Below are 15,391 nucleotides of genomic sequence, written 5' to 3'. Positions count from 1 at the left end.
AGGCGGCCTACGGTCACAAGACCCCGCACCAGGCCAGGGTCCGGTCACGGATCGTGCTCCTAGCGGCTCGGGGCAGGTCCGACGCGGGCCGGCGTCCTTGCCGCGAAGACGGCAGTCATGCCGATATTGCCAGAGGAACAGTGGGAGTCGCTGAACCCTCGGCTCTACGAGAGTTACGGGTCGAGGGAGCTTCCCTGCGAGCGGCGTCACCGTCAACGAGCGCAGCCTGGACGACGTCGAAGTCACCCTCGCCGCTCAACGACGAGAACGCGCCCGCATCCGAAGCGAGAAAGGCATCCGCTGGGGCGGCAGACCACTACCAGCTGCGGCTGCGGCCTGATCACCGCCCTGGGCGAACGTTCCCGGTCATAGCCCTAGCTGGCCCAAGGCAGGCGGACGGCTTCGAGTTCGATGTCTGCGAGCAGCGCCTCGACGAGCGGGCGGGGGCCGCAGACCTTGGTGCCCCAGAGGTCGTAGTCGGTGCAGATTACCCAGGAGCGGTCCGCGGCCCACAGGTTGGAGGGGGTGTACAGGATGTCCGGGTTGTCGAAAAGGGCCTGGGCGTCACCCAGGCGGCCGGAGCGGACGTGCCCGTTTTCGAAATCCTGAATGATGATCGGGTTGTAGTACGCAAGGCAGGGGGTGTCTGTTCCCTGGGGGCTGTGCACGGTCAGAAACCGGATCAGCTGGTCCCATGTCGGCCTGTCGAGACTGCCCTCGGCGGGCCACTCGATCGAGCCGGGCCGGATGCCCGCCCCCCGCGCGGAGGGGAAGCAGCGAAAACAGGGGTACAGGCCCTGTGGCACTACCGGATCACCGATGCGGGCGGCCAGCTCCGCCCAGCGCAGCCGCACCCAACCCGGGCCGGGGTGCTCGTCCCGGCTCTGGCTGTTGTTGACCGAATCCCCGGCGGTTCCCCCGCGCTCGTACATGCCGCCGAGCACCCAGGCGGCGTCGGGCCGCCCGGGTGCCTCGTAGCCGGTCAGGCCGTCGCCCTGGGCAAGCCCAGCGAGCCAGTCAGTCTCGGAGGCGGGCGCGAGGGGCCACAGGGCGAGGATGTCATCGGGCATCCGGCCAGGCTACGGGCCCGCGCCGGCGCTCCGGTGAACCTTCCCGGTCACAGCACTACGTCCTGTCCGGCGGATCTCGGAGGCCTCGGGGACTGAGTCAGCAGATCGGCTCGGGCCCGGAGCCAAAGCCGGATCGTGGCGGTGGTGACGGTTCCGTGGAAGAGGCTCGTCCGGCCGCTGGGTTCTGCTCGGGCAGTGAGACAGGGTGTTCTCGGGCTGGTCAGGGGTGGGGGTTGTTGTACCAGTCGGGGTCTGGGTTGGGAATGAAGACGAATTTGTCCTTGTCGGCGCTTTCGATGTAGCCGATTCCAGTTGGCCTGGAGCGGCCCAACTGGCCTGGGGGCTCCGCCTGCCTCGATGTGGATCTGATGCGCCGCGACGGCACCCACGATGCCGTCCGCTGACCGGCGGCGAATGGGTGGCGCCGGCGACAACGGGGCCGACGTCAGCGAACTGATCCCGCAGTTCGGCGATGGGTCATCCAAACCGAAGCCGAAGGCGAAGCCGATGAGGAGGACGCCGGGCAGCCGGTGGGTGGCGTAGGAGCCGCCGGCCTCGACGCCGGTCAGGAGCGCAAGGCCGACCGATGCGAGCGCCAGGCCCGGCACGATCAGGTCGCGGGGTGCCGGCCGGTGCTGCAGGCAGGCGAGGACCTGGGCGGAGGCGTTCCTGCCATCGGCAGCAGGCCAGGCCGACCCGGGCCGGGGGCAGCCGAGGGCATCCACCCGACCACTTCGTCGGCCCGCCCGGCGCACTCGCCGGACCGGTCGTGCCGAGCGGCCTGCCCAGCCCCAGGAGCGGTCCGAGACTCACCCGTGACCTGCGGATTGATCCACGACGGGGGTTACCGCGGGTTCGGTCGCCGCGCGCACAGGATCGTCACCGAACCGACATACCGAGCGGTCGGAAACCCCTTACGCAAGAGCGATACCCATGAGTAACGTACGCGGACCACCAGCGCCACCCGCCCGTCCCCCGGGGCCGCAAGGAGCAAGATCGATGTCGTACCACCAGCCTTTCCCCGGCCCACCGCCCGTACCCCAGCACCGGAATGCCGGGCGGCACCGCCAAGAGGCGGCGTCGCACGCCTGGGAGGGTGGATCGCCGTCCTGGGACACCGATCCACAGGCAGCCTGGGACTCGTCCCCACGAGCGTGGGACTCCTCTCCGCAGGGTTGGGACTCCACGCAGCAGCCCTGGGACACGTCCCCGCAGCCGCAACCGCCCGCCGCCACCGACGATCGTGATGATCTGCACCGGCTCGGATCGGCCTACCGCAGGCTCCGCCGCGTCGCCACCTTCACCGCGCTCGGCTACTTCGTCATCTTCCTCTTCCTGTCCGGCTACGCCCCCTCGATGATGACCGGCAACATCACCGGTGGTCTCACCACCGGTCTGGTCCTGGGGCTCCTCCAGCTGCCCGTGGCGCTGGCTGCGATCGCGGTGTACGAGCGGATCGCGCGCAAGCGCGTCGACCCACTCGCCGCGGCGATCCGCGAACGCGCCGAGCAGGCAGCCGCGGCAGCCGCGCCCAGGCAAGAACGCCAGAGCCGCTCCGGACGTCCCGTCTGGCAGCAGCCCACCGGAGGTGCACGCGCATGACCGGCTTCAGCTCCGAGGCCCAGACCATGTCGCTGATGGCGTTCATCGCGGTCATCACCGTCACGCTGCTGCAGTGCGTGATGACCGGCCCCGATCGTGACGACCTGGGCGAGTTCTACACCGGCTACCGCTCGCTCTCCCCCGTGCAGAGCGGCCTCGCGATCGCCGGCGACTACATCTCCGCCGGCACCGTGCTCGGCACCATCGGCATCATCGCGCTTGTCGGCTACGACGGCGTCACGCTCGCCCTGAGCACCGTGCTCTCGCTGGTCCTGATGATGTTCCTGCTCGCCGAACCGCTGCGTAACGCCGGCCGGTTCACGATCGGCGACGTCTTCACCCGGCGTCTCCCCGGCCCCGCCGTGCGGATCACCACGGCCGCGGTCACCCTGACCGCACTGCTGCCGCTGGTCATCTTCCAGCTCGCGGGTGCCGGCGATCTCCTCTCCGTCGTCCTCGGCTTCGACGCCGACGGCTTCAAGACCGGCGCGATCGTGTTCCTGGGCCTGCTGATGATCGCGTACGCGGCGATCGGCGGCATGAAGGGCACCGCCTTCATCCAGATCGTCAAGACCGTCGTCCTGCTCGGCGCCTCCCTCGCGATCGCCGCGCTCATCCTCAACCGCTTCGACTTCAGCCTGCCCTCCCTGCTGGACGCCGCCAAGCGCGGCAGCGGGGTGGGAGACGCCTATCTCGCCTCCGGTCTGCAGTTCGGAGGCAACGAACTCGACATGATCAGCACTCAGTTGACAGTCGTGCTCGGCGCCGCGGTACTGCCGCAGATCACCATGCGCATGTTCACCGCGCGCAGCGCGGCAGCCGTGCGGCGCTCGATGTCCTGGGCCGTGTCGACCGTCGTCGTGACCTGTCTGCTGATCGCCGTCATCGGCTTCGGCGCGGCCGCGATCGTCGGCCACAAGGGGATCGTCGCCGGCGACCCGCAGGGCAAGACAGCGTTCCTCATGGTCAGCCAGGCCGTCATGGGCACGGACCAGACGACCATCGAGACTCTGCTGTTCACAGCCGTGGCGACAGCCATCTTCCTCACCCTGCTGGCCTCGGTCGCCGGGATCACCCTCGCCTGCGCCAACACCCTGGCGCACGACCTCATCACGCACGGGCTGCGCCGCAAGGCGCAACTGAAGGACTCCACAGAGATGGCCATCGCCCGGACCGCCGCGGCGGGCGTCGGGCTCGTGGCGATCACGATCGCCGCCGGTGCACGGCATCTGAACCTTCAGGCACTGCTCACCCTGTCGTTCTGCATCGGCGCGTCCGCGGTCGCACCGGCCCTCATCTACAGCCTTTTCTGGCGCCGCTACTCCCGTACGGGACTGCTCTGCACCCTCATCGTGGGCAGCGCCTCCGCGATCATCCTCATGACCGGCAGCAACCTGGTGTCCGGATCGCCCCAGGCGATCTTCCCGGACCAGGACTTCAACTGGTTCCCGTTCACCACGTCGGGCATCCTCTCGGCCCCGCTGGGCTTCCTCGCGGGCTGGCTCGGCACGGTGCTCTACCAGCGTGACCCGGCCGACCAGCTCATGCGGTACGAAGCGGTGGAGGCGACGATCCTGGCCGGCACAACCGAGGCGAACACCGCCTCCGCGTCCTGACGCGCACGCCCCGACGAAAGGGCGTCCGGCCTGAATCCAGGCCGGGCGCCCTTTCTGCTGTCCCGAGGTGCCTCGAGTGTCCTGGTGCCGCAGTGTGACTGAGCGCTTCACTTGGCGAGAGTGCGTGAGTTGGCGACGGGTCCGGTCTGTTCCGGGAGGCGGTACGCATACCAGGTCGGCTTGAGTGCGCAGCAGTCAGCCTGGATACTCGGCCCGTGATCTGACGTTAATGGGTTTACGCGAGGGCGAGAAACCCTCACTGCCGGAGATCGCGATCGGCCTTGCTCTCTTCTTGGCCCCCTTCTACGCGCTCACGGAGGCCGCTCAGCATTTGCGTAGTGACGTAGCGGCCGGGAAAAGCACCAACGCGACGTATTGGACGACGATGGTGGGACTCTCCGTCTCTGCACTCGCACTCGTGGGCGTCACAAGCATCGATGACCTTATTAGCCTGGCCAAGTAGCCGTGGTTCCAGCCCGACGAAGCTCAGGGCGTGTCTGGTCAGGCCGCAGAAGTTGACCCACCTCGCACTGCTCTCGTCGCGGGCGCCCCTGACGACGGAGTCGATCTGAAGAACCTCGATATCGTGACCGGCAGCACCAAGGGCAAGAGATTCACCATGTGCAAGAACTGCCAGACATGCGCGGAATGGTCAGAAAGGTGCACACCGGATGAGTGACGAGCGGAGCAGGGCAAGGGAGGAATCGCTCGGAAGGGCGTTCGCCGGTGCCTCGCGTGTCGAGTGCGGTCCAATGGACATCGAGGGGGCCTGCCTGGTCTACCAGGAGGCGGGTTTCGACGTCACCGACGAGCTCGTGGCGTTCCTCGGGAAGTACGGCGAGACGACGGTCTTCTGGCCGTCGCACGTCACCGGGAACGAGACCTCGCTGACAATCTCGGTCGAAGAGGCCGCAGAGGCGTTCGCGCCGAACGTGCGGTACTTCGAGAAGCGCCTCGGCATGTCCGCCTTGCCGGTGGGCATCGCCCTCTCGACCGAGGAGATGGTTCTTCTCGCAGAGAACGGTGACATCGCCCTCGGTGGCGACGCCGGAGTTCAGCGTGTCGCGCACGGCTTCGAGGAAGCCGTGCGGGCCCTGATCTCGGGCGACTGGGACATGAGATTCTTCTAGGTTCTGTCGTCAAATGTCACGCCCACATCAGGAGTGATGCGAGGACGAGGCTGCTTTGTACGAATCGGCGGTCTTGCCGCATCGGGTGGCGATGCCGCGCCACTGCTTCAGGCGGTTGAAGCAGCGTTCCACGACGTTGCGGTGCTTGTAGACATTGCGGTCGAAGGCCGACGAGCGGCCTCCGTGGCGGCCTCGCCGGAGCCGGTTGCGGACCTGATCGCGCCGTTCGGGAATCGTATGGGCGATGCCCCGGCGGCGGAGCCAGGCGCGGATCGCCTTCGAGCTGTAGCCCTTGTCGCCCAGGACGTGATCAGGACGGACCCGGGGCCGCCCGGGTCCGATCCGGGGCACCCGGATCGCCTCCATCACGGTGGTGAACCGGGTGCAGTCGTTGGTGCTCCCACCGGTGATGAGGAAGGCGGGCGGGCGGCCCCGCCCGTCGCAGGCCAGGTGATTCTTGCTGGTCAGACCGCCCCGGGACCGGCCGAGTGCCGGGTCGCGGAGCCCATTTTCCGGGCCCGGCCGCATGCTGGTGGGCGAGGACGACCGTGGAATCGACGGACACCAGCCAGTCGATGTCACCTGCCGCGTCCGCTTTCGCCTGGGCGGCCCGCAGCATCCGGTCGATCGTCCCGTCCGCCGCCCACCTGCGGAAACGGGTGTGGAGCGTGGCCCATGGCCCGTAACGCTCGGGCACGTCCCGCCAGGCCGTCCCGGTCCGGAACTTCCACACGATCCCGTCCAGCACCTGCGGTCGTCCAGCCGCTTCCGCCCTCCGCAATGACTCAGGCAGCAACGGCCGTACGAACTCCCACTCGGCATCGGACAGTTCATGGCGACGAATCACGACACCATGATCTACCAGGCAAGATCGTTTGAAGACACTGCCTAGAAGGGTGGCTCCAGGGAGTAGCCGTCCCCCCGGGGAGGGACGGATTCGGTCTTTGCCTCGGCAGCGCGCTGTTTGGCTCGCTGCTCGGCCATTGTGGGGTGGTCGGCTATGGCCTCGGCCGCCAGCCCTTGCTGGACCAGGACGTCGAACAGTTTGCCGGCGGTGATGAGGAGGCCGGCCCTGACGATGCCAGGGTCGGTCCACGGATCTGGGTGGGCTTCGACCACGGCAATCGCATCCTCGGCACGGCCGAGACCGGCGAGAGCGAAGGCCCGCCACCAGTGCTGGAACTCTTCGTGGCCGTGGTGGGGCACGGTAAGGGGGTGCTCCAGGAGGTGGAGCAGTTCCACGGGCCGGTCGAGAAGCGGGTAGACGAGCGGGGCCAGGAGGTTGGAGCAGTCGTACCAGCTGAATCCGGGTTCGGCCACGGTGATCGCGCTGTCCAGCCGGCCGTCTCGCAACAAGGCCGAGGAAAGCCAGGCCCGGTACCCGACCCAGTCGTCGGCGGCGATGGCATCACGCATCACAACCTCGGCTTCCTCAGCCCGGCCGCGGTCCCGGAGGGCGTCGGCGTAGAGGTGGAGGACGGTGTGTGCGTCCTGCCCGGTGGCCAGCTCGCGCAGCTCGTCCAGCCGACCGTGGCGCGCCAGCAGTTCGGCGTAGGCGGTGAGGATGTTCTGGGTGAGGTAGCGATCCTCGGCCATGTCTTCGCCAAGGATTCGGATCGCCTCGTCGACGCGGCCCCCGCGTTCCAGCACCTTGGCCTGGAGCTCCTGCGCGCCCGAGCGGGAGCAATCCCACCAGCCCACGTCGCGGGCTCCCCGCACGGGTTCCGCGTGCGGGGCGATCAACTCCAGCACCCGCTCGTCTCGGTCCCGACCTTCGGTGATCTCCACCAGGACCGACCAGAGCCACGACTCGCCGATGTGCGGCACGAGCAGGTCGATGGCCTCGTCGACGCGCCCTGCCTTGGCGAGCAGTTCGGCGAAGTCACGGCACACGATCTGTGAGGCTCGGCCCTCCTCGTCCGGGCGGACCAGATCCAGGGCCTCATCCGAACGGCCCGCCCGCAGCAGGATGTCCGCCTTCGCCCACAGGGCTGTACGCCACCCGGTCGCGACGAACGGCTCCATCACCTCCAGCGCCCGCGCGAACTCGCCCGACCGGCACAGTTCCTCCGCCGCGCCCTCTGCGCAGAACCACTCGCCGCGCTCCTCTGCTGCCCGGATCACCAGGTCCAGGTGACCGTGCTCCAGCAGGAGATCCACTTTCCGCGAGGAAAGACCGCCGTAGTTGCTCACCTGCCATGCAAGATCATCTATCTTCACGGCTGGAAGCGTAGAAGTAGACACTGACATGCCGCCGAGGGGCGCTCGCTCGACGCCACCCCCTGCACCACCGAGCGCCCTGCGCGAATTGTGACCCTCAACGACCCTGCACCCCAGCGCTACGACTGACGGAATCTACTGCTGGAACGACGCCCCCAGCACCGGCCTCGAGGCGGACGTCGCCGGCGCCCAGCGGCAGAGACCGCCGTGTCGAACCCCACCCACGCGCTCGAACTCGGTGCCCGCGCTCCCGGCATCAGCTATCAGGACGTCTGCTCGAAGACCGCGGCGTCAGTCCGAGTCGGCGGTGCGGGTCGAGTTTCTGACGGATCCGGGCACCGCATGGCCGGCACCGCCCGCCTCGCGCAACACTCGCCTCACGCAACGCCCGCTGGAGTGCGAGGGATACACCCGTGTGCGATATTGGCTGGTAGAGCCGGGTGGGCACGTCCCCGGGACGGCCACCGAGCCTCTTGTGCCCGTCGAATGATTCACGGACCCGGGCTGGTTCTCATGGCACCCACACTCACTGACTTCGGCCACGCATCCATGCGGGTGCTGGGCAGGAAAGCCCTCGGATCGCGTCCGCTCCTCGTTCTCCTCCTGGAGTACGACGACAATGCGCAGGGCGACTTTCCACGACTGGCCTCGGTGCATCCGCCCTCCTACTACGACCAGTTGTCCTTCGGACACCCCGATCCTCCGTTCTCGACGGACTCCCCGGTCAATCCCGCCGGGCTCGCAGGCTATGTCGAGGAATGCTCGATCGGTCGGTTCTCCCTCTTCAGAGTGGCGATAGACGGCCCGTTCCCCATGGGGCCGTTCGGGAACCCCGACGATTCGACGCACATACAGAGGGTGGCTCAGAAGATCATCGACTACTCGCCGTGGGCGTTCATCGGAATCGACGGAGACGCATTCGACCTGCTGGTCAGCAGTGACGAGCTCGTGGTGCTCGTCATCGAGAACATCCGCCAGCGCTTCCCGGCGAGCCGGCCCAACGAGCCCGTGTACGCGACGACCGAGCTCTTCGGAGGCGACCCTCTCTCCGAGGTGACCGTGACCCTCGCAGTGCAGATTGCCTTCGCCGGCCCCTTCACGCCCTTCTACCAAATAGCGCACGAGGTCGCTCATTCACTCGGCACCATCGACATGTACAACCCAGGCAGCATGAACTACCTACTCACGCTGATGGGCGCGTACCCCTTCTACTCGAACGACCAGGCGACCGTTCACTTGGACGCCTGGCACAAGCTCCAACTCGGCTGGTGCGAGCCCCGGCAGGTCGAACTGCAGGCTCACGGAAGCGTGGACGTCGCCGAGATCTCCGCAGAGCGTCCGGACGGGGCCGTCATCCTCTGGCATCAGAGTCACGGCGCGTCGGAGTACTTCCTCCTCGAACGCCGCAGAGCCGACGGGCCTCGGAAGTACGACCGTTCCTTCCCCGGCGACGGTCTGCTCATCTGGCACATAGACCCCGCACGCACGCCCATGAACCGAGGCGCGCCGAACCTGGACGCCGGATCCAGCGGCGTGTGGGAAGCAGGGTCGCACACACCGCCCCTCCACTGGAGCGATGGAACCATGGCGGTCAGCCGCCTCACCTTCGCGTCCGGCCCCGACGCTTCCGTGCGTGTCACCTGGTAAGCAGGCCCGCACGGCGCATCGCATCGCATCGCATCGCATCAAGGGTGGCGAACGGGAGCGGCCAGGATCGGAACCAGTCCGTACGCTCGCGCGGCGATCTATTCGCCCACCCGCGCCGCTCGTCAAGTGGCCTGCCCAGCCCGGCGGCGCGCCTGACCTCTCATCTGAACGAGCGTCACTCCAGCGTCGCGATATCGTCCGTAGGGCCAACACAGCTCGCTCATCAAGCAGCCCGCAGGGTCACCGCGCCGCCTCTCCCCGGGGTCACCGGGCCGGGCGGTGGCGGACGGAGTGGCGGGTGCGGAGTGCCATGTAGACGAGGTCTGCCACGAACACCGCGATGCCGATGAAGAGCAGGAAGAGGAGTCCGTCGGCGACGGCGCCGATGAGGCCCAGAACGATCGCGACGATGATCAGGGCGAGGAAGAGTGTCATGGGGCCGCCTCCTCGGCGGTCGTGGGCTCAGCGTCGGGCCAGTCGTCGTTCGCCGTTGGCCCCGGGCTCGTAGGCGAGGCCGTAGTGACGGAAGACCGCTTCCTCGTCCTCGGCGGGCAGGACGTCGTCGGTGCCGATCGAGGGACACCGTTTCACCAGCGCCTTGTCATGGGCGACCTTCACGTACCCCGGCCCCACGATCGCCCCGTCCAGGGGGACGAACACCAGGCGGCGGCGCGTGGGCAGTCCGACACGGACCGTGGCCATGGCCGGTTCGTCGGTGCGGGTGTCGACGTAGACGGCCTCCAGCTCCCCGATCCTGCGGCCACGCGGGTCCACCACGCCCTGAGAGCGCCACTCGCGGATGTCCGCCGCCTGGATCATGCCGGCTCCTCCGTTTCGGTCGTCGGTGGGGGCAGCGCCGCGACGAGGATCTCCGTGGCCTGCGTGATGTTGTCGGCTTGGTAGCGCGAGCCATGGCCGTGCGGCCATGTGGATCCGCCCGTCTACGGGTGCGCTGCCGTAGCCCGTCGCGGCCGCTTCTGTGTGAGTACCAGGCCGCCGGCGGGGCGACTGCGCCGTCATTTCACGGTAACCCCGGCTCCCGTAGGCCCGCCCGTCACTGCACGCGCCTCCGCACGCACCAGAAGAATCCCACTGCGCCCTCACCCCGGGACTTCCGGCGCGCCTGCAGCTCAACCCGAAGACCACACCGGTCAGCAGGCGAGCCACCGCCGGAGCGCGACGTGGGTGGTGTCGTCCAACGTGCACAGGGCCTCGATGGCGTCGAGGTCACCGGGCAGGGGCGCGATACCCGCCTTGGTGAGAGCAGTGTGCAGCTCCAGCCGGCGGCGGTCGGCCGGCTCCAGACGAATGGACGGGCGACTCGAGGGTCCAGGCGCCGGCAACGGGTAGTCGCCGAACGCAAGGGTGCCGCGGGCCGTCGACGCCTCCTCGTGACGGTCGTCGATCAACGCGCCAGGAAAGCGGTACGGGTCGAGGTCCACCTGCGCGGCCGGAGCCGTTGCCAGCGTCTGGAACCGATTCATGAGTGCCTCCCGGGTCGTCGTGCAACTGCAGAGGACGACGGCACGGGGACTGAGGCCAGTTGCAGACATAGGGCGGATCCACCCGGATGCCCCCTATGCCATCTCGTCACAAGAGAGATGACCCGACGGACGCCGCCGACAACGGACTGGCGACAGCAGAACCACGACGAGCTGGACTTCCGGTTCACTGCAGATCCGGCCGGCCCGCTCCAGCAGGGTCGCCTGCCACCTTGTGCCGCGCCGAGGTGCGGCGTCCTTCAGCGGGAGGCACTCTGGAGGTGACCTGACCGGACGCAGGCGTCCCGGCATGCCCGGCTGATCTGCCCGCCGTCGGAGAGTGACGCATGGAGGCGATCTGCCCATGGCTCCGGACGACGCGCTGCTCGTGATCGACGCAGCTGGTGTCGTGGTGGAGTGGAGCCAGGAGGCCAGGTCATTGTTCGGCCTCCGAGCGTCCGAGGCACTCGACCGTCCCGCCATGGAGCTGTTGCTCCGAGCGTGGACCCCGGCCCGTGCCGACGCGGGTGGTCGTTCCGGCAGCACGGCGGCGGCCCCGAAACTCGTGATGCGGCCCGTGACGTTGCGCGACGGCTGCTCGGGCTGGAGTGTGGACCTGCTCCGCACTGGGGAGGACGCGGAAGCGCGGGAGCAGGCGCTGCTGGCGGCGATGTTCACCCAGTCGCCCATCGGGATGCAGGTGCTGGATCCCGAGCTGCGCGTCCTGCGGGTGAACACCGCAGGGTCGGGGATGAACGGGTTCGACCACACGGACATGCTCGGTCGCCGGCTCAGTGATGTCTTCCGGCTGTCCGACCCCGACGAGTTCATGGCAATCACGCGCGACGTGCTCGCCACCGGCGAACCCGCGCTGGACAGGCTCGTGCGCGCGCGTCCGCCCAACGACCCGGATCACGAGCATGTGTACTCCGCCTCCGTGTTCCGGCTCCATGATGCCGAGGGCCAGGTACTGGGTCTCTCCACAGCGGCGGTGGACGTCACCGTCCGCGAGCACGCCCTCGCCCGCGCTCGGATCCTCGACACCGTGCGCGAACGCCTGGGGCACACGCTGGAGCTGGACGCCACTTGCGCGGAACTCGTCGACATCCTCGTACCCGCCTTCGCCGACGCCGCGCTGGTCGACCTGCTGGACCCGGTCGTCCAGGGCGACGAGCCTCCGTCAGCGCCGGTCGGGCCCCACGTACCCCTGCGGCGCATGGCCTTCGCCTCGACGGACCGACGGGACTCGCAAGCCGCCGGAACGGGCCCGTTCCGCTTTCCGGCAGCGTGGCTCCAGTCCCTGACCGACCTGCGCCCCCATCTGGTCACCTACCGCCCGGATGACACCCCTGACCCCGATCCGCGGAGCTCGGTGCCCATGCACCCATCGGGCGCGCATTCCGCCGTCGTCACCCCCTTGACCCTGCGGAACGGTGTCTACGGAACGCTGAGCCTCTACCGTTCCCCCGATCGCGACCTGTTCGTGGACGAGGACCTCGACCTCGCCCTGGAGGTCGCCGCGCGAACCACACTGCACATCGACAACGCACGCCGCTACACGCGAGAACACACCATCGCGCTGACCCTGCAGCGGCGTCTGCTGCCCCAGCGCCCGGCGTCGCACACCACCGCGGAGAGCGCCTACTACCACCAGGCGGCTGTTGCCGGCGGCGGCTGGTTCGACGTCTTCCCGCTCTCCGGCGCGCGGATCGCCCTCACCGTCGGCAGCGTCTCCGGTACCGGTATCCACGCCGCCATGGCGATGGGCCAGCTGCGCACCGCCATCCACACCCTGGCCTCACTCGACCTGGAACCGGACGAGCTGCTCGCCCGCCTCGACGACACGGTGGCCCGACTCGCCGCCGAACGCGCCGACCTGCCGCCCGGTGATCCCCTGCGGAGCCAGACGCTGACCGCCGACTGTCTCTACGGGGTCTACGACCCGCTGACCCGGAGCTGTACCCTCGCCCTCGCCGGTGGCCCGCAACCGGTACTCGCGTATCCCGACGGGACCACCGAGGCAGCCGATATTCCCGCCGCTCCCCCACTGGGCGGCGACGGGGCACCTTTCGCCAGTACTCGTCTCGGCCTGCCCGAGGGAAGCATCATCGCCCTCCACACCGACGCGTTCCTGTCCGTGGCTGAAGCCGAGGCCGATGCCGATGCCGATGCCGACAGGAAAGCAGGCCAGGACCGTCTGCGGCAGGTCCTCGCCGACAGCGGACGCCCGCTGGACGCCCTGCGCGACGAGGCCGTACGCACCGTCCCGGCCTCCTCCCCCGGCACCGACGCGGTGCTCCTCCTCGTACGGACCCACACACTCGATCCCAGCCTCGTTGCCACCTGGGACCTTCCCGCAGACCCCGCAGCCGTCGCCGGCGCCCGCGCCCGCACACGGCGTCAGCTGGCCGAATGGAACCTCGACGCGCTCTCGTTCACCACCGAACTCATCGTCAGCGAACTGGCCACCAACGCCGTGCGCTATGGCACCCCTCCCTTCACGCTCCGCCTGATCAAGAGCGTCCGCACGCTCACCTTCGAGGTCAGCGACTCCAGCCCCGTCTCACCGCACCTTCGCCACGCCAAAACCGGCGACGAGGGCGGCCGCGGCCTGTTCATCTGCGCCGAACTCGCGCAGAACTGGGGGGTCCGTTTCAGCGACAACGGCAAGACCATCTGGACGGAACAGGAACTTCCCCACCCGTCCTGACGAGCTCTTGCGTTGCGCACAGGCATCGACCTGACAGACGTCACGACGCCGGGATGACGCGTTCTAGGGACGTTCGAAGGCCTGCAGTACCCCACCGAGCGAGAAGCACAGCGCGCCGAACAGCGTCCCCCAGTTGGCGATGTCGGTGTTGACCAGGCTCTGGGTGCTGGGCCGGGTGAAGGCGGCCAACGCGGAGACCATGAAGAGCACCGACCCGAACTGATTCACCGCGACCACCCACCAGCCGAGGCTGCGCGAGCGGATGCAGGGCCGGGAGCGATGGCAGATCTCGGCGAACGCGAGATGACCCGAAACCAGGAACAGCACGCACCCGACCACGTCGGGAGTCCAGATCAGCCGGTTGACCTGCTGGACGGTGAGCCCCTGCAGGAAGGAATCCAGCAGGTTGACTCCGAACACCAGCGTCCCGGCGAACAGCACGAACGTGCTGAGCCAGTCCAGACGCATCGGCTCGTACCCCCACCACCGCCAGCCGGGCGTTGCCAGTGGGCCGCCCCCTTGGGAGTGGCGAGGCGCGTTCAGCACCTGCAAGAGCGCGGTGTAGCCGCCGATGTTGAAGAACAGCCCGCCCGCGAAGTAGATCGAGGCGCTCTCGATCGGGTCGCCCGAGCCGAACTGGGCGACCCCGGCGCCGAGAGCGAAGAGCATTCCGCCGAGGAAGAACGCACCCGATGCGACGGAATTGAGCCTCCGGAGGCGATCGAGGGCCTCGACGTCGGCAGTCGGGGACATCGCGACCGTGCCTCCGGGGCCGCGGACGGACAGGGCCCCGCGCTTGCGCGCGAGCCGTGACTCCCATACCACCGTCTGCCCTTCCGCGCGGTGCCAGGTGCGCCGGGTGGTGAACGGTCCTGCGCCTTCGGCGCGGTGCTCAGGCGGTTTCACGACACGCACCTGTTCCAGCTCCGGTGCCCCGCGGACAGTGAAACGTGGACTCCCTGAATGTCCGGTGTCCCCATCTGTCAGGCGTGCGGTACGACTGCGACAGGACAGGAGGCGTGGTGGATGACGGCGTGGGTGATCGATCCGATGTGAGCGCCCCTCGCTGCCCTGCGTCGACCGACGACCACGAGACGCGCATCCGACGCGGCCTCGATGAGATGCTCGGCCGCCCGTCCCGGAGCGGACACCTCCGCCACCTCCGTCGACGGAAACCTGTCCCGGAACGGTCGCACCGCGCCGGCGAGTGCTGCCGCCTTCTCGTCCTTCGCGGCTGCGCTGGTGTGGTGGACGAAGGACTCGTGCCACGTGTGCACGATTTCCAGCGGGACGCGGTGCCGCGTGGCGAAGTCGAACGCGAAGTCCAGGAGCTCGTCCTCGGCTTCGTTCACATCCAGACCGAGGACCACCTTCCGTCGGCTGTTCCCCTCGGACGTACCAGAGCTGTCCTTCTCGTATCCGGGGCGTACGAGAACCACCGGACGCTCTGCTTCGGCGATGACCTCCTGCCCTACCGAACCGACGATGAACCCGCGGACGCTCCCCAACCCATGAGAGCCGACGACGAGCAGCTCCGCCTCGGCGGCGGCGGCGAGCAGCACGCTGACGGGCGCGTCTTCGACCTCGTCAGCGCTCATGGCAAGGCCCGGCTGCCGGGATCCGACACGCCGCTCGGTCTCCGCCAGCACGCCTTCCGCCTCGCCGGCACGGTCTTCGTGCGACACCTTCATCGCTCCCAACTGATGCTCCGCCCACCGGGTGGCGTACACCAGTCGCAGGCCGTCGCCGCGCAGGGCGGCCTCGTCGGCGGCCCAGTCCAGCGCCGCCACGCTTCCTTCGGAGCCGTCCACTCCCACAGTGACGGGTCGGGACATGCCGCTCTCCTCGCCTAGGGCCATCGTCGGCATGCCCTCGCAGGGGCGCCGATGGGCATCCTTGAACGAGGACACCTGGT

The 15,391-nt window shown here is 68.5% G+C and carries 12 protein-coding genes and 2 pseudogenes; 6 read left to right on the top strand and 8 right to left on the bottom strand.

Annotation, left to right across the window (positions count from 1 at the left end):
- Positions 1 to 247: 247 nt before the first annotated feature.
- Positions 248 to 340 (top strand): annotated as a pseudogene (locus tag ACGFMM_RS15350) (IS630 family transposase); the annotation flags it as partial.
- Positions 341 to 374: 34 nt separating this feature from the next.
- Here ACGFMM_RS15350 and ACGFMM_RS15345 read toward each other — a convergent pair.
- Entirely contained in the window at positions 375 to 1,070 is a 696-nt protein-coding gene (locus ACGFMM_RS15345) for a hypothetical protein (protein WP_393646758.1), read from the bottom strand.
- Between the two features lie 999 nt (positions 1,071 to 2,069).
- Here ACGFMM_RS15345 and ACGFMM_RS15340 point away from each other — a divergent pair.
- The 3 genes from ACGFMM_RS15340 to ACGFMM_RS15330 all read left to right on the top strand — a co-directional run bounded on the left by ACGFMM_RS15340 (position 2,070) and on the right by ACGFMM_RS15330 (position 5,418).
- Complete coding sequence (locus ACGFMM_RS15340) at positions 2,070 to 2,672, top strand: DUF485 domain-containing protein (protein WP_393646756.1); 603 nt, start codon at positions 2,070 to 2,072, stop codon at positions 2,670 to 2,672.
- Positions 2,669 to 4,288 carry a cation acetate symporter gene (locus tag ACGFMM_RS15335; protein ID WP_393646754.1) on the top strand — a complete coding sequence of 540 codons (1,620 nt, stop codon included), beginning with the start codon at positions 2,669 to 2,671 and terminating at the stop codon, positions 4,286 to 4,288. The genes ACGFMM_RS15340 and ACGFMM_RS15335 overlap by 4 nt, the downstream gene beginning before the upstream one ends.
- Positions 4,289 to 4,959: 671 nt before the next feature.
- Positions 4,960 to 5,418 (top strand): SUKH-3 domain-containing protein, encoded by a 459-nt coding sequence (locus ACGFMM_RS15330; RefSeq protein ID WP_393646752.1) that lies wholly within the window; start codon positions 4,960 to 4,962, stop codon positions 5,416 to 5,418.
- Between the two features lie 16 nt (positions 5,419 to 5,434).
- Here ACGFMM_RS15330 and ACGFMM_RS15325 read toward each other — a convergent pair.
- Positions 5,435 to 6,265 (bottom strand): annotated as a pseudogene (locus ACGFMM_RS15325) (IS5 family transposase).
- Between the two features lie 41 nt (positions 6,266 to 6,306).
- Positions 6,307 to 7,638: a tetratricopeptide repeat protein gene (locus ACGFMM_RS15320; RefSeq protein WP_393646750.1), complete on the bottom strand. Its 1,332-nt coding sequence runs from the start codon at positions 7,636 to 7,638 to the stop codon at positions 6,307 to 6,309.
- 513 nt (positions 7,639 to 8,151) lie between these two features.
- On the opposite strand from ACGFMM_RS15320, the gene ACGFMM_RS15315 reads away from it, so the two are divergent.
- A complete protein-coding gene (locus ACGFMM_RS15315) occupies positions 8,152 to 9,285 on the top strand; it encodes a hypothetical protein (protein ID WP_393646748.1) in 1,134 nt (377 codons plus the stop codon).
- A 264-nt stretch (positions 9,286 to 9,549) separates the two neighbouring features.
- On the opposite strand, the gene ACGFMM_RS15310 is transcribed toward ACGFMM_RS15315, so the two are convergent.
- From ACGFMM_RS15310 to ACGFMM_RS15300, 3 genes are all read right to left on the bottom strand, one after another.
- Positions 9,550 to 9,720, bottom strand: coding sequence for a hypothetical protein (locus tag ACGFMM_RS15310; RefSeq protein ID WP_393646746.1), 171 nt, complete (start codon positions 9,718 to 9,720; stop codon positions 9,550 to 9,552).
- Positions 9,721 to 9,747: 27 nt separating this feature from the next.
- Positions 9,748 to 10,104 (bottom strand): PRC-barrel domain-containing protein, encoded by a 357-nt coding sequence (locus ACGFMM_RS15305; RefSeq protein ID WP_393646745.1) that lies wholly within the window; start codon positions 10,102 to 10,104, stop codon positions 9,748 to 9,750.
- A 332-nt stretch (positions 10,105 to 10,436) separates the two neighbouring features.
- Entirely contained in the window at positions 10,437 to 10,769 is a 333-nt protein-coding gene (locus tag ACGFMM_RS15300) for a hypothetical protein (protein WP_393646743.1), read from the bottom strand.
- Between the two features lie 361 nt (positions 10,770 to 11,130).
- Between ACGFMM_RS15300 and ACGFMM_RS15295 the strand changes: the two genes are divergently transcribed.
- Positions 11,131 to 13,476, top strand: coding sequence for a SpoIIE family protein phosphatase (locus ACGFMM_RS15295; RefSeq protein WP_393646741.1), 2,346 nt, complete (start codon positions 11,131 to 11,133; stop codon positions 13,474 to 13,476).
- 63 nt (positions 13,477 to 13,539) lie between these two features.
- Here ACGFMM_RS15295 and ACGFMM_RS15290 read toward each other — a convergent pair whose 3' ends face one another.
- Both ACGFMM_RS15290 and ACGFMM_RS15285 read right to left on the bottom strand, forming a co-directional pair.
- The gene (locus ACGFMM_RS15290) at positions 13,540 to 14,382 is read right to left on the bottom strand and encodes a hypothetical protein (RefSeq protein WP_393646739.1); all 843 of its coding nucleotides are present in this window, start codon (positions 14,380 to 14,382) and stop codon (positions 13,540 to 13,542) included.
- 77 nt (positions 14,383 to 14,459) lie between these two features.
- Positions 14,460 to 15,311, bottom strand: a complete 852-nt coding sequence (locus ACGFMM_RS15285) for a universal stress protein (protein WP_393646737.1) — start codon at positions 15,309 to 15,311, stop codon at positions 14,460 to 14,462.
- Between the last annotated feature and the right edge of the window lie 80 nt (positions 15,312 to 15,391).

It is taken from the genome of Streptomyces sp. NPDC048604 (genome assembly GCF_043199435.1).
Taxonomy (GTDB): Bacteria; Actinomycetota; Actinomycetes; order Streptomycetales; family Streptomycetaceae; genus Streptomyces.
The sequence above is the reverse complement of the archived record's forward strand: the minus strand, read 5'-3'. Positions and strand labels throughout refer to the sequence as shown.

What these genes read in the sequence shown, in the direction of transcription:
- ACGFMM_RS15345 (WP_393646758.1), bottom strand. Translation starts at nt 1,070, where the DNA reads ATGCCCGATGACATCCTCGCCCTGTGGCCCCTCGCGCCCGCCTCCGAG.
- ACGFMM_RS15340 (WP_393646756.1), top strand. Translation starts at nt 2,070, where the DNA reads ATGTCGTACCACCAGCCTTTCCCCGGCCCACCGCCCGTACCCCAGCAC.
- ACGFMM_RS15335 (WP_393646754.1), top strand. Translation starts at nt 2,669, where the DNA reads ATGACCGGCTTCAGCTCCGAGGCCCAGACCATGTCGCTGATGGCGTTC.
- ACGFMM_RS15330 (WP_393646752.1), top strand. Translation starts at nt 4,960, where the DNA reads ATGAGTGACGAGCGGAGCAGGGCAAGGGAGGAATCGCTCGGAAGGGCG.
- ACGFMM_RS15315 (WP_393646748.1), top strand. Translation starts at nt 8,152, where the DNA reads ATGGCACCCACACTCACTGACTTCGGCCACGCATCCATGCGGGTGCTG.
- ACGFMM_RS15310 (WP_393646746.1), bottom strand. Translation starts at nt 9,720, where the DNA reads ATGACACTCTTCCTCGCCCTGATCATCGTCGCGATCGTTCTGGGCCTC.
- ACGFMM_RS15305 (WP_393646745.1), bottom strand. Translation starts at nt 10,104, where the DNA reads ATGATCCAGGCGGCGGACATCCGCGAGTGGCGCTCTCAGGGCGTGGTG.
- ACGFMM_RS15300 (WP_393646743.1), bottom strand. Translation starts at nt 10,769, where the DNA reads ATGAATCGGTTCCAGACGCTGGCAACGGCTCCGGCCGCGCAGGTGGAC.
- ACGFMM_RS15295 (WP_393646741.1), top strand. Translation starts at nt 11,131, where the DNA reads ATGGCTCCGGACGACGCGCTGCTCGTGATCGACGCAGCTGGTGTCGTG.
- ACGFMM_RS15285 (WP_393646737.1), bottom strand. Translation starts at nt 15,311, where the DNA reads ATGTCCCGACCCGTCACTGTGGGAGTGGACGGCTCCGAAGGAAGCGTG.